This is a genomic window from Mucilaginibacter sp. OAE612 (assembly GCF_041806395.1).
Lineage (GTDB): Bacteria > Bacteroidota > Bacteroidia > Sphingobacteriales > Sphingobacteriaceae > Mucilaginibacter > Mucilaginibacter rubeus.
Map to the genome: position 1 here is coordinate 6,550,939 of NZ_JBGMUW010000001.1, position 20,518 is coordinate 6,571,456.

Annotated in this window: 18 protein-coding genes and 2 tRNA genes; 9 read left to right on the top strand and 11 right to left on the bottom strand. The window is 42.4% G+C overall.

The genetic code is table 11. The features are described from left to right. Positions 1–21: 21 nt before the first annotated feature. From ABID99_RS27555 to ileS, 3 genes are read right to left on the bottom strand one after another with little or no spacing between them, the layout of a single operon-like run. Entirely contained in the window at positions 22–627 is a 606-nt protein-coding gene (locus ABID99_RS27555) for a lipoprotein signal peptidase (protein ID WP_090533800.1), read from the bottom strand. Further along, a complete protein-coding gene (locus ABID99_RS27560) occupies positions 628–1,011 on the bottom strand; it encodes a TraR/DksA C4-type zinc finger protein (protein WP_090533802.1) in 384 nt (127 codons plus the stop codon). Beyond that, the gene (ileS, locus tag ABID99_RS27565) at positions 1,011–4,394 is read right to left on the bottom strand and encodes an isoleucine--tRNA ligase (RefSeq protein WP_373615765.1); all 3,384 of its coding nucleotides are present in this window, start codon (positions 4,392–4,394) and stop codon (positions 1,011–1,013) included. Before ileS ends, ABID99_RS27560 begins: the two co-directional genes overlap by 1 nt. Before the next feature lie 72 nt (positions 4,395–4,466). On the opposite strand from ileS, the gene ABID99_RS27570 reads away from it, so the two are divergent. Together ABID99_RS27570 and ABID99_RS27575 are read left to right on the top strand one after the other, a co-directional pair. Continuing rightward, positions 4,467–4,661 (top strand): hypothetical protein, encoded by a 195-nt coding sequence (locus ABID99_RS27570; RefSeq protein WP_373615766.1) that lies wholly within the window; start codon positions 4,467–4,469, stop codon positions 4,659–4,661. A 131-nt stretch (positions 4,662–4,792) separates the two neighbouring features. Next, complete coding sequence (locus tag ABID99_RS27575) at positions 4,793–5,482, top strand: hypothetical protein (RefSeq protein ID WP_373615767.1); 690 nt, start codon at positions 4,793–4,795, stop codon at positions 5,480–5,482. 626 nt (positions 5,483–6,108) lie between these two features. Here ABID99_RS27575 and ABID99_RS27580 read toward each other — a convergent pair. Continuing rightward, positions 6,109–7,410, bottom strand: a complete 1,302-nt coding sequence (locus tag ABID99_RS27580) for a leucine-rich repeat-containing protein kinase family protein (protein WP_373615768.1) — start codon at positions 7,408–7,410, stop codon at positions 6,109–6,111. Positions 7,411–7,611: 201 nt separating this feature from the next. On the opposite strand from ABID99_RS27580, the gene ABID99_RS27585 reads away from it, so the two are divergent. Next, positions 7,612–8,385: a M17 family peptidase N-terminal domain-containing protein gene (locus tag ABID99_RS27585; RefSeq protein ID WP_229701711.1), complete on the top strand. Its 774-nt coding sequence runs from the start codon at positions 7,612–7,614 to the stop codon at positions 8,383–8,385. 88 nt (positions 8,386–8,473) lie between these two features. Here the strand turns inward: ABID99_RS27585 and ABID99_RS27590 are convergent. The 3 genes from ABID99_RS27590 to ABID99_RS27600 all read right to left on the bottom strand — a co-directional run bounded on the left by ABID99_RS27590 (position 8,474) and on the right by ABID99_RS27600 (position 9,184). Then, positions 8,474–8,548: transfer RNA gene (locus ABID99_RS27590), tRNA-Val, on the bottom strand. A gap of 138 nt (positions 8,549–8,686) precedes the next feature. Then, a tRNA-Val gene (locus ABID99_RS27595) sits at positions 8,687–8,764 on the bottom strand. A gap of 102 nt (positions 8,765–8,866) precedes the next feature. Beyond that, positions 8,867–9,184, bottom strand: a complete 318-nt coding sequence (locus tag ABID99_RS27600) for a hypothetical protein (protein ID WP_090535036.1) — start codon at positions 9,182–9,184, stop codon at positions 8,867–8,869. Positions 9,185–10,484: 1,300 nt separating this feature from the next. Here ABID99_RS27600 and ABID99_RS27605 point away from each other — a divergent pair. Both ABID99_RS27605 and ABID99_RS27610 read left to right on the top strand, forming a co-directional pair. After that, positions 10,485–11,177, top strand: a complete 693-nt coding sequence (locus ABID99_RS27605) for a ferritin-like domain-containing protein (RefSeq protein ID WP_176626662.1) — start codon at positions 10,485–10,487, stop codon at positions 11,175–11,177. Between the two features lie 12 nt (positions 11,178–11,189). Beyond that, entirely contained in the window at positions 11,190–12,035 is an 846-nt protein-coding gene (locus tag ABID99_RS27610; RefSeq protein WP_090535042.1) for a ferritin-like domain-containing protein, read from the top strand. A 74-nt stretch (positions 12,036–12,109) separates the two neighbouring features. On the opposite strand, the gene ABID99_RS27615 is transcribed toward ABID99_RS27610, so the two are convergent. Beyond that, on the bottom strand, positions 12,110–12,556 hold the full coding sequence (locus ABID99_RS27615; RefSeq protein ID WP_091173590.1) for a thioredoxin domain-containing protein: 447 nt from the start codon (positions 12,554–12,556) through the stop codon (positions 12,110–12,112). A gap of 84 nt (positions 12,557–12,640) precedes the next feature. Beyond that, the gene (locus tag ABID99_RS27620; RefSeq protein ID WP_373615769.1) at positions 12,641–14,518 is read right to left on the bottom strand and encodes a DUF6600 domain-containing protein; all 1,878 of its coding nucleotides are present in this window, start codon (positions 14,516–14,518) and stop codon (positions 12,641–12,643) included. 204 nt (positions 14,519–14,722) lie between these two features. On the opposite strand from ABID99_RS27620, the gene ABID99_RS27625 reads away from it, so the two are divergent. After that, positions 14,723–15,685 carry an isopenicillin N synthase family oxygenase gene (locus tag ABID99_RS27625; protein WP_090534465.1) on the top strand — a complete coding sequence of 321 codons (963 nt, stop codon included), beginning with the start codon at positions 14,723–14,725 and terminating at the stop codon, positions 15,683–15,685. Positions 15,686–15,755: 70 nt separating this feature from the next. Beyond that, on the top strand, positions 15,756–16,130 hold the full coding sequence (locus ABID99_RS27630; RefSeq protein WP_090534467.1) for a hypothetical protein: 375 nt from the start codon (positions 15,756–15,758) through the stop codon (positions 16,128–16,130). 98 nt (positions 16,131–16,228) lie between these two features. Here the strand turns inward: ABID99_RS27630 and ABID99_RS27635 are convergent, their stop codons facing one another. Next, positions 16,229–17,467 carry an MFS transporter gene (locus tag ABID99_RS27635; RefSeq protein WP_175490116.1) on the bottom strand — a complete coding sequence of 413 codons (1,239 nt, stop codon included), beginning with the start codon at positions 17,465–17,467 and terminating at the stop codon, positions 16,229–16,231. Positions 17,468–17,610: 143 nt separating this feature from the next. Here ABID99_RS27635 and ABID99_RS27640 point away from each other — a divergent pair, with 143 nt between their 5' ends. Both ABID99_RS27640 and ABID99_RS27645 read left to right on the top strand, forming a co-directional pair. Next, positions 17,611–18,492, top strand: coding sequence for a LysR substrate-binding domain-containing protein (locus ABID99_RS27640; RefSeq protein ID WP_373615770.1), 882 nt, complete (start codon positions 17,611–17,613; stop codon positions 18,490–18,492). A gap of 265 nt (positions 18,493–18,757) precedes the next feature. Beyond that, positions 18,758–20,050 carry a TlpA family protein disulfide reductase gene (locus ABID99_RS27645; protein ID WP_373615772.1) on the top strand — a complete coding sequence of 431 codons (1,293 nt, stop codon included), beginning with the start codon at positions 18,758–18,760 and terminating at the stop codon, positions 20,048–20,050. A gap of 30 nt (positions 20,051–20,080) precedes the next feature. On the opposite strand, the gene ABID99_RS27650 is transcribed toward ABID99_RS27645, so the two are convergent. Then, complete coding sequence (locus ABID99_RS27650; RefSeq protein ID WP_090534471.1) at positions 20,081–20,518, bottom strand: hypothetical protein; 438 nt, start codon at positions 20,516–20,518, stop codon at positions 20,081–20,083.

Consider the following 20,518-nt stretch of genomic DNA (forward strand, 5'->3'; position numbering starts at 1 on the left):
TATATTAAGTATTTAATAATTTTATTCTTCAACCATTTCGCTGTTGGGGCTGGCTACTTCTGGTTTTTCGTGTTTAAAATAGCGCTTCTGGTACAGGAGAATCATAATTACGCCTACACAGATAGAGGCATCGGCCAGGTTAAAAACCGGCCTGAAAAACTCGAACGACTCGCCTGCCCAAAACGGGAACCAAGACGGATAGGTGCCACGCAATAGCGGAAAGTAAAACATATCAACCACACGGCCATGAAATAAAGGGGCATATTTATACATTATACCATAAAAGGTTGAATCGATTATATTGCCCATGGCGCCGGCTAAAATGAGCGCTACGTTCATGATGAGCCCGCGATGGTATTTGTGTTTAATTAAATAAATAAGGGTGTAAATTATACCGCAAACCGCAACTATGCGAAACAGCGTTAAAGCCAGTTTGCCCGCATCACCGCCCCATTCCATACCAAATGCCATACCGTTATTTTCGGTGTAATGCAGCATTCCCCTGCTTCCCAGGAAGCGAATTTCGTCCTGGAGCTGCATGTGTGCACGTACCCAGGTCTTGATGATCTGGTCGGCAAGGATGATGAAGGCAGCAGTTAAAAAAGGTTTGGTATAAGCAGCCTTCATTTATTGCTTTAATTTAGCTTCCATAGAGAGGGTTGTGTGCGGAACAGCACGTAAACGCTCTTTCGGGATCAGCTTGCCTGTTTCGCGGCAAACACCATAAGTTTTATTTTCAATACGTACAAGGGCAGCTTCAAGCTGCTCAATAAACTTTTTTTGACGGGCGGCCAATTGGTTTATCTGCTCTTTTTCAAGCGTGGCCGAACCATCTTCTAATGTTTTGTAAGTACCGGCAGTATCATCGGTGCCGTTGGCATTAGGCGAACTCAATGAGGTAGCCAATGAGTTTAATTCCTCGCGGGCTATGCGCATTTTATCCAGGATAATCCCTTTAAATTCCTGCAGGTCAGCTTCAGAATATCTGGTTTTTTCTTGTTCTTGTTTCATTATACTTTACTAATAGCAATCAATATTTCTTGTTCGTCAATTGTAACAGGTTCTCCCCCGGTAAGGTTATCCACAAACGTAATGCTGTCGGCCAAAATTTCGGCGCAAATGTAGGATAGATTGTTTTCCACGGCCTCTCTGATCGCCGGGGTGCTGCTTACCTGCACGTTTATCCTGTCAGTTACTTCAAATCCTTTGGTCTTACGTATATTCTGCACACGGTTGATAAACTCGCGCGAGATACCCTCCTGTTTTAATTCATTGGTTATGGTAACATCTAAAGCCACGGTTAGTTTTCCCAAATTTGCTACCTGCCATCCGGGTACATCTTCGGCTATGATCTCAACGTCGGTAGCTAATACTTCGTATTTGCCATCAAGAACCGGGATGTTACCGTTAGTTTCTAAAGCGGCAATATCTTCCTGGCTGAAATTTGTGATGGCTTCGGCTACAACTTTCATATCCTTACCTACTTTTTGGCCTAAGGCCTTAAAGTTTGGCTTTATTTTCTTTTTGATGAAACCTGCGGTATCGGTAATATACTCGATATCCTTGATGTTAGTTTCAGACAAAATGAGGTCTTTTACCTGCTCAACGTGTAATTTAAAGCTTTTATCCAGTATTGGCAATAAAATTTTGCTCAATGGCTGGCGCACATTGATATTCACCTTTTTACGAAGTGACAAGGTTAATGACGAAACATCCTGTGCCAGCTGCATGCGCTCTTCAAGCTCGGCATCAACCAAAGCGCTGTCATACTCAGGAAAGTAAGCCAGGTGTACCGATTCAAACTCCTCTTTACCCGTAACAGCATTCAGATCGCAATATAACCTATCGGCAAAGAACGGTGCAATTGGCGACATCAGTTTGCTGATAGCAATTAAACAGGTATATAAAGTTTGATAAGCCGAAAGCTTATCTTCCGTATTATCAGATTTCCAGAAACGGCGGCGGCTTAAACGGATAAACCAGTTGCTGAAATGCACATCCACAAACTCCTGGATAGCACGGGCGGCTTTAGTTGGTTCAAAATCGGCATAATAACCGTCAACTTCTTTGCCCAGGGTGTTTAACAGCGATATAATCCAACGGTCTATCTCCGGGCGTTTGCCAATCTCAATTTCGGCTTCGCTATAAGTGAACTTATCAATGTTAGCGTACAGGGTGAAGAATGAATAGGTGTTATACAGTGTACCGAAAAACTTACGCCTAACTTCATCTATACCCTCTTCGTTAAATTTAAGGTTATCCCATGGCGATGCATTGCTGATCATATACCAGCGGGCAGCATCAGCGCCATATTTTTCGATGGTTTCGAACGGATCAACAGCGTTGCCTAAGCGTTTAGACATTTTATTGCCGTTTTTATCAAGTACCAAACCGTTTGATACTACATTTTTGAACGCGATACCTTTATTACCAACCAGCTCATTAATTGCTTTTACTTCATCACTTGCTTCGCTCAACATTACAGCTATGGCATGCAGGGTGAAGAACCAGCCGCGGGTTTGGTCAACGCCCTCGGCAATGAAATCTGCCGGGTACGCATTCTTAAATTCGTCCTGGCCTTCAAACGGGAAATGCCATTGCGCATAAGGCATAGCGCCAGAATCAAACCAAACGTCAATCAGGTCGGGCTCGCGCAGCATTTTACTGCCGGTTGACGATACTAAAACAACATCGTCAACATAAGGGCGGTGCATGTCTTCCAGCACAAAACCTTCGGGCATGAAACCTGCTTTGATTGATTTCGCGATCTCTGCATTCAGTTCAGCAATTGAACCAATGCAGATCTCCTCAGCACCGTTTTCCTCGCGCCAGATAGGCAGCGGGGTGCCCCAGTAACGTGAACGTGAAAGGTTCCAGTCAACCAGGTTTTCCAGCCAGTTACCAAAACGGCCTGTACCGGTTGATTCCGGTTTCCAGTTGATAGTTTTGTTCAGCTCCACCATTTTATCCTTAACCGCGGTGGTACGGATAAACCAGCTATCGAGCGGATAGTATAATATCGGCTCATCGCTGCGCCATGAGTGCGGGTAGCTGTGCTCGTATTTTTTAACGTCGAACGCGCGGTTCTCTGTTTTTAATTTGATAGAGATGAGTACGTCGGTCGGTTTAAAACCTTCTTCGGCACGCTCGGCGTCGGTATAATATTCTTCCTTAACGTAACGGCCGGCGTAATCGGTAACTTCATCCACAAAACGGCCTTGTTTGTTCACCAACGGAACATCTTTGCCGGTCTCGTCTTTCACCATTACCGATGGTACATTGTTTTCCTTACATGCCCTGAAGTCATCCGCACCAAAAACAGATGCGGTGTGTACTATACCGGTACCGTCTTCCGTGGTAACAAAGTCGGCAGGAATAACGCGGAACGCATTTTTCTCCAGATCCTCGTTGGTTACATAAGGCATCAACTGCTCGTAGTGGATGCCCACCAGTTGACTGCCTTTTACTTCTGCCTCAATTTTCCATGGGATGATCTTGTCCCCGCCTTTGTAATCAGCGAACGAAGCATTCTCACCTTCAGCTTTAAAGTATTTCTTAATCAGGTCTTTAGCCAAAACTACACAAACCGGTAGGTAGGTGTAAGGGTTAAAGGTGCTGATCTTAACGTAGGTAATGGCTTCGCCAACTGCGAGGGCGCAGTTTGATGGTAAAGTCCATGGGGTAGTTGTCCAGGCAAGGATAAATACTTCCGTATCTATTCCGTTGAACAAAAACTCCGAATCGCCGTCGCGTTTAACTTTAAACTGCGCGGTGATGGTGGTATCCTTCACCATTTTGTAGGTGCCAGGCTGGTTAAGCTCATGTGAGCTTAGGCCGGTACCTGATTTTGGAGAGTATGGCTGTACGGTGTAACCTTTATACAGCAGATCTTTGTTGTGCAGCTGTTTAAGGATCCACCAAAGGCTTTCAATGTATTCGTTTTTGTAAGTGATGTACGGATCGTTCAGGTCAACCCAGTAGCCCATTTTTTCGGTCAGGTCGTTCCAAACATCGGTATAACGCATAACTTCCTTGCGGCAGGCATCGTTATAATCTTTAACGCTAATTTTTTTGCCGATATCATCTTTGGTGATGCCCAGGGCTTTTTCAACGGCAAGCTCAATAGGCAAACCGTGGGTATCCCAGCCACCTTTACGTTTTACCTGGTAGCCTTTAAGGGTTTTGTAGCGACAAAAAATATCTTTAATTGAGCGCGCCATTACGTGGTGAATACCGGGCATACCGTTAGCGCTCGGCGGCCCTTCATAAAAAGTATAAGGGTTACCTGCCGGACGGCTGGTAATGCTTTTCTCGAAAATATTTTTCTGTTTCCAGAAGTCCAGTATCTCTTTGCCGGTTTGCGATAAATTTAACTGCTTATATTCCTTGTACATCTATAATTTCACCTCGTTTTTAGGAGGTTGCAAAAATACAGAAATTAAAAATGATTTTTTTAATTTACGCCGATGAAAAATAAAGCAAAACGCTCTGTTTATCTTTTATTAATAGGGATAATCCTGTTTTCGGCAGGGATGGCCATCCCCAGTGGCCCGGCCGAAAAATGGGATGATTACGCGCGTGGCGCAGGAGCAGGGTTATTCATAGCCGGCTTCATTGGCCTGGTTACCTGGCTCATTGATGTGGTGAAGGAAAATAAGTAAGATGTAGTAGAGGCGCATTACATGCGTCTTCTGTAGGGCGAGCAAATTTTTATGAGTAGAGTCCCGTCAATGTTGGTGTTGTCATGAGCATAAAAAATGCACGTTAATCATAAAAACTATTATTTTTAACTATGCTAAAGAGCCTTGTCATTTTAATTATTCCTGCTATTTTGTATTGTAGTTGTACTACGGATACAGCCACTTATAACAAAGTTCCCGGCGTTTCAACATCTCCCAAACAAACTAAACACCCTGAAATAGAAAGTGATTTAACTGATAGCGCTAAGCTGGTTAAACGTTTACACAATTTGGTACTCCCCAAATTTCCTTTCAGTACAGAAAATCCTTCATCCGAGCCTGGTACAATTGATCTTTCTGCTTTTAAGGATAAAAAGCTTACGGGGCTTAAGTTAAAATTAAGATACAGAGAGATAGGTGCAAGTATGATTGATGGCGAAGACGGGCCGTCGACTTTTGATTTGACAGACTCCTCTTTCAAATCTGATTGGTTTTTAATTGCGATAAAGCCACGCTTTTTTTTGGTGATAGCAGATGAAACACTTGTGGCATTGACTTACAAGTTAAAGGTAATTGACGCGATGCATATCGTAGCTAACGATCCTGCGGGAAATAATCATTTTCACGGTATGTTAAATACCACTATAAGCGAAAATCTTACATTGAAGCTTCGGTATTATTACGAAGTGCAAATTGATGAAAAATATCATTATGATACCCAAATTGAAGATGATATCTGGACTGTTGACGCCAATGGGCATTTTAAGTTTAGAAAGACTAAAATAGTTAAAGAACTTAATTGATAATGCTCTTGCTGTTGTTGGTGTTGTCACCAACAATTCTGTGCTTGGTATATGAATAGACCATTGGATATCATGAAATCACGAGGGTTCAAAAGTTGTTGGTGACAACACCAACAACGAGCGGAGTCTACTGTCTTTAACTTCAATACCAATTACTGATAAAAAGAAATTCCAGTTTGAGATCTATTATCTTCAAGCCGTAAGCCATTAATTTCAAGCATAGAAGCCCAAAAAGAACTTTCGACTAAAGACTAAAGACTAAAGACTTTTGACTTTAAAAGAATACTAAAACTTTAGTTGATGCGTTATGGATAAGACTAAAAAATAAAAGCCTCCTTGCACTCGCTGCTTGGAGGCTTTAAACCTAAACCTTATCACAAATCAAGGTGGTAACCTTGTATTGAAATAGCTACAAATCTAATACATGGATTGCTAAAATCAAAAAAAAACCGACGAATAGATTAAATGAATCGACGGATTATCAAAAACTATCGTTTTTTGTTTAAATTTTTCTAAAAAATTAGAAATATTGCGGGCAGGTAACTCGTTTTTCCAAAATAAAACAGGTCGTCAGGGAAATGAAATTCGCTGTAGCGTTTCGGATGAATAGGGGCATGTTTGGCTGGCTATTTTAATCCGGAAAATTTTGCGTTTAAATATTGAAATGTGGGTCTGTTCATTAATTGTTCGCTAAGGCAGCTTTCTTTCAAAACTAATAACTTTTTAAGATCAGGATGTTCTGTATCATTGCATAGCCTTGCCAGGTCGTCTAATAAATAGCCAAAAGCCCTTACTTCAAGCCGTTCAAGTTTGTCGGCTACTGTTGTATTGGCTGTATCATAAAAACATGCGGCCCCAAAATCGCTGAACAGTGTGTTGGTTTCATCGTCAATTAAAATATTGTGTGCATACAGGTCGCTGTGCATAATCCCCTTGCGGTGCAGGTGCTCCGCCACGGATGCAATGGTGCCTGCAATTTTTAGTACTTGTTCGGGTGTCAGAGTCAGATCAGGCTTAAAAACATCACGCGTGCAGCTAACAAGGCTGGGAGGCAGGCCGAGATTGTAAAAACTCCCTGGTATGAGCTTCATCACCAGCCCTTTTTTATTTTCGGGATGATTGGCGATTTGGCCTATTAATTCTACCAATCCCTCATGGTTGCCTGCGGTAATGCAGGCGTTCATCTCGTCTTCGGGCAGGCCATCGCTGGTAATTGCTCCTTTGAATATTTTAACCGCAACCTCAGTGGTTTCACCGGCATGCCGCCAGGTAGCTTTGGAGATAACACCGGATGCGCCTTCGCCAAGCAATTGGTTGATTTCCAATTCGCTGCTATCAATCGCTGTAAGTGAATGTACTGTTGGTTTATAGCTGAAAGGATTGCCCGAAAACGCCAGCCATGATAGTTTGGGCATAGATAAGAGCCATTCGGGAAATTCACTTAGCTGATTGGCGGAAATCCTGAGCAGCTCCAGGTTACGACAGCCTGCAAGTGTAGCCGGCAGTTTTGTTAGTCTGTTACCCGCAAGCATTAGTTTCTGCATCCTGCTGCAGTTGCCTATATGAGCGGGTAGCTCGGTAATCCTGTTGTTGGTAAGGATGAGCCAGCGAAGATTAGGATTAAGCGATGCTGGCGGCACCTTTTCTATTCGGTTCGATTTAAACCCTGCGATGTCCAAAAATGGGCAGTCGGACAATACTTCCGGCAAAACAGTGAATTGGTTTTCTGAACAGAAAAAGGTTTTCAGCTTTTGGAGGCGGCCAAAATCTGACGGTAATGCGTTCAGTTTATTGAATGAAAGATCAAGATATTCCAGTGTATCTGCCAGTTCAAAAATTTCAATAGGAAAGTGGGAAAGATTTTCTGATAGTTTAAGCGATACTGCTCCTTTTAATTCTCCGTTTTTTAACTGTTTTAACGTTTGCATAGGCTAAAGCAAAAGAACAAAAAATGCTTAACATTTTGGTTGTGCCTCATATATGATATGGTGGAATCGCGTTTAGATTTATTTAGCTTTTAAGATGATTTTTTATTTCTTAATCTACGTCATCTTTTTGTTTTTCAATTTCCTCCACTTTTGATGTATTAATGAGAGAGATAAATAATATCAATTTAAACATCGTCATCCATGGAACACAATATTACAATAATTAAGAAAGCAGCTATAAAATCGCATACGGGCTCGTTAAAGCTGATGTTTGCAATGGCAATTATCAGCTTAGTAAGTTTTACAAAGGGGTGGGCACAAACACAAGTGTCAACTTTACCCGCTCCCGGTACATCGGCAACAATTGGCCAAATAGACGGTATAACAATATCAACTGCAGTTCAATCACCCTCCAATCAGCAAACACCACTTCAGGTAATTTGTGTTTTTGAATACACAGAGGGCGATATTTTTAATTCACCGCCCGCATTGCCACGCAATCTTAACGGCCTTGTACATGTAGATGAGGCCTTAAAAGGGATACTCACCGAATTGCGTAAAAGCGGCAGGTTTGAAGGCCGGACCCTGGAAACAATGCTTATTACACCATCAGTTGGCAGCTTGCCTGCCGGAAAGTTGCTGATCATAGGGCTTGGCGACCGAAAGTCCTTTAATCCTGAACTAATGATCAGTGTTGGCCGTGTGGAAATGCGCGAAGCTTTAAGGCTGGGGGTAAGCAGTTATTCGCATGCCAGCGATTTAAAGGATGCTGGTATTGATTCGCCTACAGGCGTTGTTGCTGTCAACATTATTAAAGGCGCTATAAGCGCCTATGAAACCGAGGCTTTTTTGAAAGATCACTTGCTGAGTTCGGCTAAGCCTTTAACTCAAATAACATTACTTGCCGGGCCGGCATTTTTTCAAACCACGGCAGATGCGGTTAAAGCTTTTGTGGATAGTTTCAAGGGGGATTAACTCAAAGCGTATTGCGATAAAAATGAGTTTGAAAGACTTTAAAGGCTGATTTTAAATAAAAAGGCCCTGCAATTGCAAGGCCTTTTTGTGGGAACTACTGGGTTCGAACCAGTGACCCTCTGCTTGTAAGGCAGATGCTCTGAACCAGCTGAGCTAAGCTCCCTTTGTTTTTAATTTTACCATCGTTTTGGCAAAACCGAGCGGCGAAGTTAAATCACTTTGCCATATAATGCAAATACTTTCGTGAAGTATTTAGCGAAGAGCGCAAGTATAAAAAAGCCCAACATTACTGTCAGGCTTTTGGTGGGAGCTACTGGGTTCGAACCAGTGACCCTCTGCTTGTAAGGCAGATGCTCTGAACCAGCTGAGCTAAGCTCCCTTGCTTTTGGGACTGCAAATATAGGGCTTGATGTTTATTCTTCAAAAAATATTTTGCATTTTTTGTAATATATTGATTTTTAATGAGATGTATTTTAGTAATTTACTTCACATCCCTGTACTGGGCACGCGGACGGGGGTCTTCCGGGAGGATTTCCATTTCCGGAAATTCGATATAGTGGGCATACCATTGTATGGCGCCTACCAAATCCAGCGCGTCTTCGGCAGCTACACTAACCGTTTCAAAGGCGTAAAGCTTCTGATCGGCGTATCCATAAAGCTGGATCTCGTTATCATCCGGACTAAATTGTTCTTCATCAAGACAGTAAACTTTTACCTTGAGGCGTGTATCCCTGGAATGGATCACATCCCTACAGGGGTTTTGGGGATCGGTTGCCAGTAAATATACATTATAGTCCATAATCGGTTTAACAAAGTTTATATGGGATGGTTTCTTTATTAAGCATTTAATACTCAGAATTGTTTGATTTTTTAATCTGTTTCCCCGGGTGTGGAAATTGCACCCTCGTTTGGGGAAAAAATCTACAGTTTAATATTTAAGTAATATTAAAAAGCTGTTTTTAAGGTATATAGATGCATGTTTAACAATTGGCATTTCGTTTGAATAAATGTTATTACCCTTCTCAAAGGGTTGTTTTTCATAGGTAGATGTAGGGTCGAAATACTGCGAGAGTATTTCGACCTTTTTTATTATCCAATGTTTGGTGCCGGTTTCCTCTTTAAGCAGGTTTATGTAACCGGATAGGTCATCCAGTCTGGGTGATGATGGGTGAGGTAGTTTAGCCGATCGAGTTTTAACCTCTGGGAAAATTATACCACTATTTCCAGGAAAGTATTTACTCACTTTATATTCACTACGCCTTTGAAAATGCGTTCTGAGTACTGGAAAGGCATTTTGGCATTTGGCACCTGGTTTGAATTACAGTTAATACCCTTACTAAAAAGGGTTGTTTTTCATAGGTAGATGTAGGGCCGGACCAACTGCGAGAGTTGTCCGGCCTTTTTTTATTACGGCGTTATGTTGCCTGATAATTAAAATGTAGCCTGCCGAAATTAACCATTGGGAAATTAATTCCCGGTTTTGGGTGTCATTTCTACACATTGAGGTGCGGTTGTGTTTTAAAAAGCTGCCAATTAGGCATTTAAAGCCATTTTTAAACATTGGCATCAGGTTTGAATATAGTTTAATACCCTTCTCAAAGGGTTGTTTTTCATAGGTAGATGTAGGGCCGGAATAACTGCGAGAGTTGTCCGGCCTTTTTTATTTAGCGGAAATTTCAATCTCTCTCTGATCTGATTGCTTTTTAATTAAGAATATTTAATGACAGTAGCTTATAATCCCCGATTTTGGGATTGCTTTCCACACGGTGACAACTGTTAGCTCCAAAAAGCTTATTTATAGAAGTTTAAAGCGGTTTTATGATTTGGCACCCGGTTTGGATAAGTATTAACACCCTTCTCAAAGGGTTGTTTTCATAGGTAGATGTAGGGCCGAAAAACTGCGAGAGTGTTTCGGCCTTTTTTATTATTCTCAATTTTTTCTGAAGTTTTTTTAGCTGTAAATAGGGCCATGGGTTTTACCTGCAGTTAAACACTCCAATTAAGAGTAGATTAATTATCGTAAATTGAAATCTGTTGGATTATAACGGGCGTATATCCATCTACAAGATAACTAATTATAGCATTAAAAATCGAATTCTATGAAAACATCTGAACAGGAAAGCATAGGCGGAGCAAATATGGCCAGGAGGTCATTTTTACGCTATGCAGGGTTAGGCGTGGCATCAGCCGGACTCTTAGCTACAGCAGCTTGTCACAAAGACCATAAGGTAATTGTTGGCGGGGGCATTGATATCGGTGCCAAAGGCGATCTTGCGATCCTTAACTACGCTTACGCGCTTGAGCAACTGGAAGCTGCGTTTTATATCCAGGTAATTACCACCCCATATTCGGGGATGACCTCCGATGAAAGAGCGCTTTTAACAAGTATTCGTGATCATGAGATACTCCACCGTGAATTTTTCAAAGCTGCTTTAGGAGGTAATGCAATCCCTGCTCTTACCACCGATTTCAGCACTATCGATTTTACCAAAAAAGCAGCCGTACTTGGTGCTGCTAAAGCATTTGAAGATACCGGTGTTAAAGCTTATGATGGTGCAGGTTACCTGATTAAGGATGCCGGTTATTTAACCATTGCCGGTAAAATTGTATCGGTTGAGGCCAGGCACGCAGCATTGATCAGTAATATGCTGATGGCAGGGTCATTTGCTGCCGATGACCAGGTAGACAGCAACGGTTTGAACAAATCAGCTACCATTGCCGAGGTATTGCCTATCGCAAACACCTACCTCAAAACTAAAGTGAGTGCATCCAATTATAGTTACACAGCTTAATTCCACATCGCCATGAATTTATTTAATATAATAGACGAGATAGAAAAATTTGATCCCGAACTGAACGACAGGCTTAATCCGCGTCGTGCAGCTATCAAAAATATAACCAGCTTCGGTTCAAAAGTGGCTATGGCTGCTGTGCCGTTTGCCATGGGTACCATGCTCAAAAAGGCGTACGGGGCTGCTGCTGCTCCAACAGTGATTGAGGTTTTAAATTATGCTTTAACACTTGAATATCTTGAGTCGTCATTTTATAATACAGGTGCTGCCTCAGCGGGGTTGATTCCTGCTGCAGGCGCCTCTTATATCAACACAGTAAAAGACGACGAAAACCAACATGTGGCCTTCCTTAAATCAGCTATTACAGCTTCGGGCGGTACGCCGGTTACTTCGCCCAAGTTTGATTTTACAGCAGGCGGCGGCACAGGTAACGGGCCCTTTAAAGGTTTGTTCGGAAATTACAACTTGTTTTTGAAGGTGGCGCTGGCTTTTGAAGATACGGGTGTACGTGCTTATAAAGGCCAGGCACCTAACTTGCTGGGCAATAAAGATATTTTGACCGCGGCTTTATCAATCCATGCGGTTGAAGCCCGCCACGCATCGGCTATCCGACAGTTGCTGGGCGTTTCCCCGTGGATTACCAGTACCGCTACTTTGGGTAATGATACCGGTGTGACGCAGGTTAACGGAAATTACGATGGCGAACAAAACGTTACCCAGGGTGGTGTTAACGTTACCACATTACCTGGTTTATCAAGCTCTTCAACTTCTGTTGAGGTGGCTACCGCAGCTTTTGATGAGCCATTATCTATGGACCAGGTGTTGGCTTTATTAGTAGGTACTTTTATCTACACCTAAATAAAGTTGTTAATTGAGTTAAAAAAAAGACCGGTTGCTTATAGCGCCGGTCTTTTTTTATAGGTTCAATTGAACTATTTATTCAATGCCTGCCTGCCAAATTTAATGAGGTCATTTGCCCTGATATAGCCTACGGTTCCTGATACGGGTTTGCCTTTGCTGGTAAATATAATCATGGTAGGGTAGGCCTGCAGTCCCCATTCGGCAGCCAGGGCAGGGCCTTGTCCTTTTTCCATGTCGATAGCTACATTTACAAAATTATCGTTGTAAAAATCGGCTACTTTGTTGTTTTTAAATGTGGTAGCCTTGAGCATTTTGCAGGGACCACACCAAGTGGCATAAGCATCAACAAAAATATATTTGTTTTGACGGGCAGCCTGTTTTAGAGCTTCGGTCCAGGAGTTTTCAATAAAGTTGATTTGGGTTGATGACTTGCTTACGTTTTCCTGTGCCCTGACGGTGGAACTGAGTACGATAACAAGTGCGATGATAAAATAATTAATATGCAGGAATTTCTTCATTGTTAATAATAGCGATTATAAATAAAAACAGCACGTATATAATGCTTTATACGTGCTGTTTATTGTAGCGGTTATAAATTTATTCTACCGGTTTGCAGGTCGCCTTTCCTGCTGCTGGCGTTGTTGTTGTTGTTGCTGCTGTTGCTGACGCTGTTGTTGTTGCTGGCGTTGCTGCTCCTGCTGCTGACGTTGAGCCTGCATTTGTTGCTGGCGTTGCTGTTCCTGTTGTTGACGTTGAGCCTGCATTTGTTGCTGGCGCTGTTGTTCCTGCTGCTGACGTTGAGCCTGCATTTGTTGCTGGCGTTGCTGTTCCTGTTGCTGACGTTGGGCCTGCATTTGTTGCTGGCGCTGTTGTTCCTGCTGCTGACGTTGAGCCTGCATTTGTTGCTGGCGCTGTTGTTCCTGCTGCTGACGTTGGGCCTGCATTTGTTGCTGGCGCTGTTGTTCCTGCTGCTGACGTTGGGCCTGCATTTGTTGCTGGCGCTGTTGCTCCTGTTGTTGACGTTGAGCCTGCTGTTGTTGCTGGCGCTGTTGCTCCTGTTGTTGACGTTGAGCTTGCTGTTGTTGCTGGCGCTGCTGCAACTGCTGCTCTCTTTGGGCTTGCTGACGTTGTTGTTCCTGTTGCTGCCTTTGTGCCTGCTGGTCAGGTTGGCTTTGTGGGCGCTGTTGTTCACCTCTGGCCTGCTGTTGTTGCTGGCGCTGTTGTAACTGCTGCTCTCTTTGGGCCTGCTGTTGCTGCTGTCTCTGCTGTACTTGTTGCTGCCTTTGGGCTTGCTGTTGCTGTTGGGACTGCGGACGGTTCTGCTGCTCGCTTTTTACCCGTTGATCTTGCTGCCTTTGCTGTAATTGTTGCTGACGCTGGGCTTGTTGTTGCTGCTGGCGTTGGGTTTGATTATTTTGTCTTTGATCAAGCTGTTGTTGCCTTTGTGCTTGTTGCTGTTGCAGGCGTTGCTGAGCTTGATTGTCTCCCGGCCTTGCATTTGGCTGATTTGGGCGTGCTCCATTTTCCGGGTTAGGCCGGGCTGCCGGGCCTGGATGGTTAACCTGTACTATTTTGTTATCAGGTCTTTCGTTACGGGCAATTTGACGCAGACGGGCCGCATTATTGGGGTTGATAGTTGCGTTACCGCCGCGTCTGTTGGCGATGCCATCATTAGGGTTTTGCTGCCTGTAAGCGGCAGCGTTTACTACCCTTGCAGGTCGTGCATCGGGTGCTTTTCTTACTTCCGGACGGTAAATATTTACTGTATTATTAACTACCCTGCCGCCGCCGTTTGGCCGGTTAGCGTTGTTAATGTTGTAAACACGTACGTTACGGTTGTTGGTAACCTGCCTGATCTCGTTAATTCTTGGGCCGGCTATATAGGTACGGTTATTATTAACATAGGTGTTGTTAATAATTGTTGTTTGATGAATAATGTTAACTACCCGTGTTTGCGGCACATAATAATTATAGATATTTGGCCTGGTGATGTATGCCTGTGGTGCGCAAACCCAGTAGTTGTCGGGCACATTATAACTATTGCCAAAAGAGATATTGATGCTTATACCTGGCTGTAAAGGCGCCCAGCCGTAATAACCGCCGCCGTGCCTCCAGCTAACCCATGCCGGTGCCCATTCATGGCCCGGGATCCATTCCCAGCCATAATAATCATCATAGCGCCAGCGCCCATAGTGGAACGGGGCCCAGCCCCATTCATAATCGGATACCCAGGTATTGCCATAGTCGGTTACTACCCAGTGGCCCCGGGTAGCGTATGGCCTGAAATTGTCGCCGGCGTCCGGGATCCAAACGTTACCGTATTGCGGGTCGTTAACCCAGGTACCGTAAGGGTCAAGTTCGTCGTAAAACTCCTGGTCGGATACATAGCCTCCTTCCTGGGCTTTACTCATGTTTGGTGCGGCAAGCATTATTAAAAATGCTATTAAGCTAATACCGCATATTTTATTAATAAATTTCATAATAATGTATGTTTAAGATGGCCTGTCACATTGGTGTTGCTGAATGTATGACAAGCAGAAGTATAAAACGTTTAAAGCAAAAATTGTTTTAACGAGTTAATGCGAACAGAGCCAGTGTAATTATGGGGATAAAATTTTATTGCTATCTTGTGTACCGCGCTTAAAAATTAAATAATTTTGCTTCCTGTTTTATAAACTATAACTATGAGCACAATAACTATTCCACGCCTGGATCTGAATACCTATATAAACGGCAATGCCGATGAACGCGAGCAATTTTCGAACGATATCGGCAAGGCTTTTAACGAAACAGGATTTGTTACCATTACTAATCACGGTCTTAGTAAAGAATTGATAGATAGGCTTTACGACCAGGTTAAAACGCTGTTTGCCCTGCCCGATGCAGTAAAACAGCAATATGAAATCCCGGGCTTAGCAGGCCAGCGCGGGTACACCGGTAAAGGCAAGGAAACGGCAAAAGGTTTTAAAACCCCCGACCTGAAAGAATTTTGGCAAATTGGCCAAACCGTAACTGATGACGAGGTGCTGAAAGCACAGTACCCGGATAATGTAACCGTTAATGAGCTGCCCGAATTTAACCCAACCACCATCGAAGTTTACAAAAAACTGGAAGCAGCAGGTAAACATTTGCTCCGCGCAATTGCCGTTTACCTCGAATTGCCCGAAAACTATTTTGATGATAAAGTTCATAACGGTAATTCAATACTTCGCACCCTGCATTATTTCCCTATAACCGATCCTGATTCGGTGCCCGATGATGCTGTACGTGCCGGAGCCCACGAAGATATTAACCTGATCACCCTGTTAATAGGAGCCAGCGCCGACGGTCTTGAACTGTTAACCCGCGATAATACCTGGTTCCCGGTTAAAGCTTATGGTGAAGACCTGGTAGTTAACGTTGGCGACATGCTGCAGCGTTTAACCAATAACAAGTTAAAATCAACAACCCACCGCGTAGTAAACCCACCGCGTGAGCTGATGAAGTTCTCCCGTTTTTCCGTGCCGTTTTTCCTGCACCCAAAATCGAACATGGATTTGACAAGTCTTGATTCATGCATTGATGAGCAACATCCTAAGCTGTATTCTGATATTACCGCAGGCGAATACCTGGATGAGCGCTTGAGGGAAATTGGTTTGAAGATGTAATGCAAAGACACGTTTATAACAACAAAAGCCCTTTCAATTTTGAGAGGGCTTTTCTATAATATCTTTCCCAATGATACCCGAAGAGAAACCTCACCACCCATTTAACGAAGATTTTTGCATTTACCTTGAATATCATTTATCAAAGACATTCAGAAATTTTGAAGATAATGAAATAAGACGTTTTTGGTGCGATGGGGTGGCAATGCCATTTGTTGATGAGCAATTAATGGCTAAAAGCGTTAATGACATCCGCAAAATTATAACAAAGGCTTGGATTGGTGCAGACGGGCAAGGGGAGTATGAAATGACGATAAATTTCGGCCCGAAAGCGCTTAGCTGGTATGCACGGGGATTGGATCTGAAAGAATGTGTTCCGTCTGAAGAATCTTTGGATTGGATTACGTTTGCAAGAGATGAAAAGAAAATTGAGTTGCGGATTCTATAACTTTATCATGATACGGAAGCGCATGGCATCTTCATAACAACAAAGCCCTCTCCAAACAGAAAGGGCTTTCACATTTTATATAGGTAGATGATATAAATTTACTTAACAAATACTGCTTTTCCTTCAACACTTTCCCCGGCAGCTTGTCTTCTTTTATATAATACAAAGAGTGCGGTTGCTAATACCCCGATAATTCCCTCAATACAAACAGCCCTGCGTGGCCCAAGCTCATTGGCTAACCAACCGGCCATCAAACTTCCCACCGGGATCATGCCCTGGTAAGCCATTACATAATAGCTGATAGCCCTTGCCCGCATAGCCGGGATAGCATGGGTTTGGATATAGGTGTTGATGGCCGATGTTTGCGCCATCATACCAACCCCGGTAAATACCATAAATATTAAAGCAAAAGGGAGTTTGCCTGCATAGGCCACCATCAGCACGCTTGTACCAAAAATAAGACTTGCTATCGACATGATCTTTACCAGGTTTTTATTACTCTTCAGGTTAGCCAGATATACAGCACTAATTACTGAGCCTAAACCAGCTGCGCTCTCAAACCAGCTGAAGGTTTTTGCATCGCCATTAAAAAGATCTTTGGCGAAGATTGGCATCAGTGTATTAAATGGTATCACAAACAGGCTGCTTGCAGTAAGCATCAGGATCATGCTGCTCAGGTCGCTGTCACCGGATACGTATCTGAAACCTTCCTGTAATTCTGTCCAGATACTTTTTTCTGAACGGACAGGCACTATGGTGTTTAGCTTCATCATAAATAAACAGGTGAGCACAGGGATATAGCTCAAAAAGTTGCCAAAGAAACAAACATCCTCACCAAAAGCACTTAGTACGATGCCTGCAATGGCGGGGCCCGCGATGCGTGCCAGGTTGGTCATGGTTGAGTTTAAGGCGATGGCATTAGGCAAATCGGCCTTGTCATCAACCATATCAACCATTAGTGATTGACGGCAGGTAACGTCAAAGGCGTTTACAATGCCCTGCAACAGGCTGAGGCCAATAATAGCGGGAATATTATAGATTTTGAAAAAGATCATGAACGCAAAAGCACCGGCTTGAAGCATGGATACTACCTGGGTAATAACTAAAATGCGGTAACGGTTATGCCTGTCAACAATACTGCCCGCATAGGGTGCCAATATTAATGACGGGATCAGGCTCACAAAACTCACAATCCCTAATAAAAGGGCCGAACCGGTGAGGCGATAAACCAACCAGCTCACTGCTGTTTTTTGCATCCATGTGCCAATGAGGGATATTGACTGACCGTAAAAAAACAGCTTGAAATTACGGTATTTTAAAGAGCGAAACACATTCATTTGTTCAATTCATAACAAAAGCAAATTCAGGGGAGTACTTAATGCAAGACTATTGAATTGTTTTATGTTGCAAATATCGCCCATATCAATACATTTGTAAAATAGATTGTTTTAATAGGATTGATAGATAAAAACGATTGATTATGGAATTGCGTCAATTGCAATACTTTGTTAAAGCTGCCGAAACCATGAACTTCACTGAGGCAGCAGCTGCTGTGTTTATAACACAAAGCACGTTATCACAGCAAATCAAACAACTGGAAGAGGAACTGGGCATGCTGCTGTTCGACAGGATTGGCAAGCACGTACGGATCACAGAGGCCGGTCATGTATTTTTAACTCATGCCCGCAAAATCCTTAACGATGTGCAGCGGAGCAAGCAGGCCATCAGCGAATTGCAGAACGCCACCATTGGCGAGTTGAACCTTGGCGTTTCATATGCATTTACTTCTTTGTTATTACCCGCACTGTCACCGTTTAGCACCAAATACCCCGGTATCAAAATCTTTATCACCTATGGCAGCCCGGAAGAATTAGAAAAGAAACTACGCCTGGCCGAACTGGATATGATCCTCGCTTTCCACAATGAAAGCGACGACGAAGACCTGGAAATGCAGGAATTGTTTAGCTCGAGCGTGGTCATGGTGGTATCTAAAAATAATCCGCTGGCCCAACTCAAAAAAGTAAGTTTGGAAGAATTGGCTAAGCTTGACCTCATCCTGCCGGGAAAAGGCTTCAGTTCGCGCGATTTTATCAATGATCTGTTTAACCGTAAAAAGATAGTGCCCAATATAAAAATCGAGCTCAATGATGTGCATTCATTATTAGCCTTGGTTGAGAACGGCCATTGGGCAACTATCCTGAATGAAAAAGCTATCATAGGCTGGAATAAAGTTATCGCCATCCCCATCGAATCAAAAGATATCAAAAGGCAATCATACATATTATGGCAAAAAGGTGTTTACCGTAAAAGGGCAGCTATTTTATTTATTGAGGAATTGATGAAGGTGATGGAGAGTGAGTAGTGAATATTTACGCATGATATATCTTTAACGGGCTATAAGCGATATAATAATCTGTTTATATTTGAGTTATAATCCGATATAAACCTTATCTATGAGCCTTAAATCAATTTTTTACCAGATATTACTATCTGTAATATGTGTTCAGCTCTTTGCCGCGTTTCGGCCTGATCAGCACAAATCAATTCATAGTCAAGCAACGGAAAACGGCTCTAAAGCAACGATTGTATTCCGGCTTAAAGCCCATGAGCAGTTCAGGCTCGAGTATATGAACGCTTTTTTGGAAGCAAAGCAACTCAAATTTATCAATCCCAGGGAAAAGGATACTGTAATTATACGTAATGTAACAACAGATATTCCTGTTGCCTTAACAATGACTTTTTTTGAGTTTGGAAAAGATAAAAGCACGAAAGAAAGAAAGTTTTCAGTACTTGCATCGCCTGGAGATACATTGAATTTATCATTAACAAGCCAGGGATTTCTGAATACAGAAAGATTAAAAAAAGGAATTGTATTATCCAACGATTCTATTTCATATTATACCAACTATACTACTGCGCCCGGCGGCAAAGCAGTATTCTCCAAGAATGAACTTTGGGAATCTTTTTATACAGAATTTAATAGAAAATTTCGAGAAGAAACGGATAGGATCAATGGCCTTTTGGCTAATTTTCAAATAGATTCATCAGCATTTGAGCAACTGACAATCAACTGTAAACTTCATTATTACAAACGGTTGTTTAATTGGCTTTATGAGGGTAATGGCCAATACTTTGAGCCTGCTTTACCTGTACTTTCAAAGTTGAGTGAGGATATCGAGCATGTTTTAAATAGCCCACACCTATTTTTGGCCGAAGATTTATTGAGTGTGATTGACGGCTACGTCAGGCTCAAAATCATTAACAAAGGTGAGGACTATGTTAATGGCATTACTATATATAAAGAAGCATCGGCAGCTAATTTGGGCAGGTTTAAAGCCAGCTATCTTATTATTTGTTTAACTCATTCGCCGGTAAAAAAAGGGGCTGAATTTGGCGAAATAATAAAGGACTACAGGAGAAAGATGGTTAATACAGCCTATTTGATACATCTCGATAGCATTATGAGAAACATGCTGGATGGCAAGCAGATTATATCAAGCGATATGTTAATTAGTTTAAACGGAAAAAAAGTATCATTGAATCATCTGCTTAAATCGAAGAAACAGTTTTACATATTGGATTTTTGGGCAAGTTGGTGTTCGCCCTGCAGGGCTCAATTGCCTGTGATGGATAGTTTAAGATCTGCATTGAGAAAAAATGCTGAGGTAATTTCGATTAATCTCGATCAAAAAGAAGCATCCTGGAAAACCGCATCCCTGGCCGAAAAAAAACATCTTGGAATAAACAATTATCACCTTGGTGCGGCAACTAAATCAGCTATTGTGCGCCAGTTAAATATATCATCTATTCCGCGATATGTGATTTTGGATAACTTAAAAATAATATCGTCAAACTTTTATCAACCCACAGAGCCCGGTTTTATTGATGAGTTGAAAAACTTAATAATGGGAAGTAGATAATATGATTATTGAAAATGTGCAGAAAAATTTTCAATCACTTTTCTTGGTAAAAAATACCCCAAGTACACCGCCCAGTATCGCCTCAAAATAAGGCAATATCTTGCTGGTTTGTTCAAAGGAATCTTTGGCATATTGCTGACCGTGCTGAAATTGATCTTTAGGGATCATAACCAAAACCACCAGGAGGAAACCTATATAAAAAATGCTTACCAACAATGATAGCCTGTAAAAGAAAATATCTATTTGTGCATTGTCGTATTTGTTTTCCTGACTATAAGCCACTATAAAACCTGTTGTAATGAGAGTGAGGTAGGGGACAAGATGCTGTAATAACCATGATGCAATATCTGTAATGGTCTCTTTACCGGTCATCTGCCATAAAATTACGTAAATCAAAAGCAATGCGGATGAACAAAACCAAACTGTTGTTAGCTTTTTCTGGGCTTTATATTTAATGATCGAGGCCAT

Excerpts from the sequence above, each read along its gene's own strand:
- ABID99_RS27555 (WP_090533800.1), bottom strand. The coding sequence starts at position 627 with ATGAAGGCTGCTTATACCAAACCTTTTTTAACTGCTGCCTTCATCATC.
- ABID99_RS27560 (WP_090533802.1), bottom strand. The coding sequence starts at position 1,011 with ATGAAACAAGAACAAGAAAAAACCAGATATTCTGAAGCTGACCTGCAG.
- ileS (WP_373615765.1), bottom strand. The coding sequence starts at position 4,394 with ATGTACAAGGAATATAAGCAGTTAAATTTATCGCAAACCGGCAAAGAG.
- ABID99_RS27570 (WP_373615766.1), top strand. The coding sequence starts at position 4,467 with ATGAAAAATAAAGCAAAACGCTCTGTTTATCTTTTATTAATAGGGATA.
- ABID99_RS27575 (WP_373615767.1), top strand. The coding sequence starts at position 4,793 with ATGCTAAAGAGCCTTGTCATTTTAATTATTCCTGCTATTTTGTATTGT.
- ABID99_RS27580 (WP_373615768.1), bottom strand. The coding sequence starts at position 7,410 with ATGCAAACGTTAAAACAGTTAAAAAACGGAGAATTAAAAGGAGCAGTA.
- ABID99_RS27585 (WP_229701711.1), top strand. The coding sequence starts at position 7,612 with ATGGAACACAATATTACAATAATTAAGAAAGCAGCTATAAAATCGCAT.
- ABID99_RS27600 (WP_090535036.1), bottom strand. The coding sequence starts at position 9,184 with ATGGACTATAATGTATATTTACTGGCAACCGATCCCCAAAACCCCTGT.
- ABID99_RS27605 (WP_176626662.1), top strand. The coding sequence starts at position 10,485 with ATGAAAACATCTGAACAGGAAAGCATAGGCGGAGCAAATATGGCCAGG.
- ABID99_RS27610 (WP_090535042.1), top strand. The coding sequence starts at position 11,190 with ATGAATTTATTTAATATAATAGACGAGATAGAAAAATTTGATCCCGAA.
- ABID99_RS27615 (WP_091173590.1), bottom strand. The coding sequence starts at position 12,556 with ATGAAGAAATTCCTGCATATTAATTATTTTATCATCGCACTTGTTATC.
- ABID99_RS27620 (WP_373615769.1), bottom strand. The coding sequence starts at position 14,518 with ATGAAATTTATTAATAAAATATGCGGTATTAGCTTAATAGCATTTTTA.
- ABID99_RS27625 (WP_090534465.1), top strand. The coding sequence starts at position 14,723 with ATGAGCACAATAACTATTCCACGCCTGGATCTGAATACCTATATAAAC.
- ABID99_RS27630 (WP_090534467.1), top strand. The coding sequence starts at position 15,756 with ATGATACCCGAAGAGAAACCTCACCACCCATTTAACGAAGATTTTTGC.
- ABID99_RS27635 (WP_175490116.1), bottom strand. The coding sequence starts at position 17,467 with ATGAATGTGTTTCGCTCTTTAAAATACCGTAATTTCAAGCTGTTTTTT.
- ABID99_RS27640 (WP_373615770.1), top strand. The coding sequence starts at position 17,611 with ATGGAATTGCGTCAATTGCAATACTTTGTTAAAGCTGCCGAAACCATG.
- ABID99_RS27645 (WP_373615772.1), top strand. The coding sequence starts at position 18,758 with ATGAACGCTTTTTTGGAAGCAAAGCAACTCAAATTTATCAATCCCAGG.
- ABID99_RS27650 (WP_090534471.1), bottom strand. The coding sequence starts at position 20,518 with ATGGCCTCGATCATTAAATATAAAGCCCAGAAAAAGCTAACAACAGTT.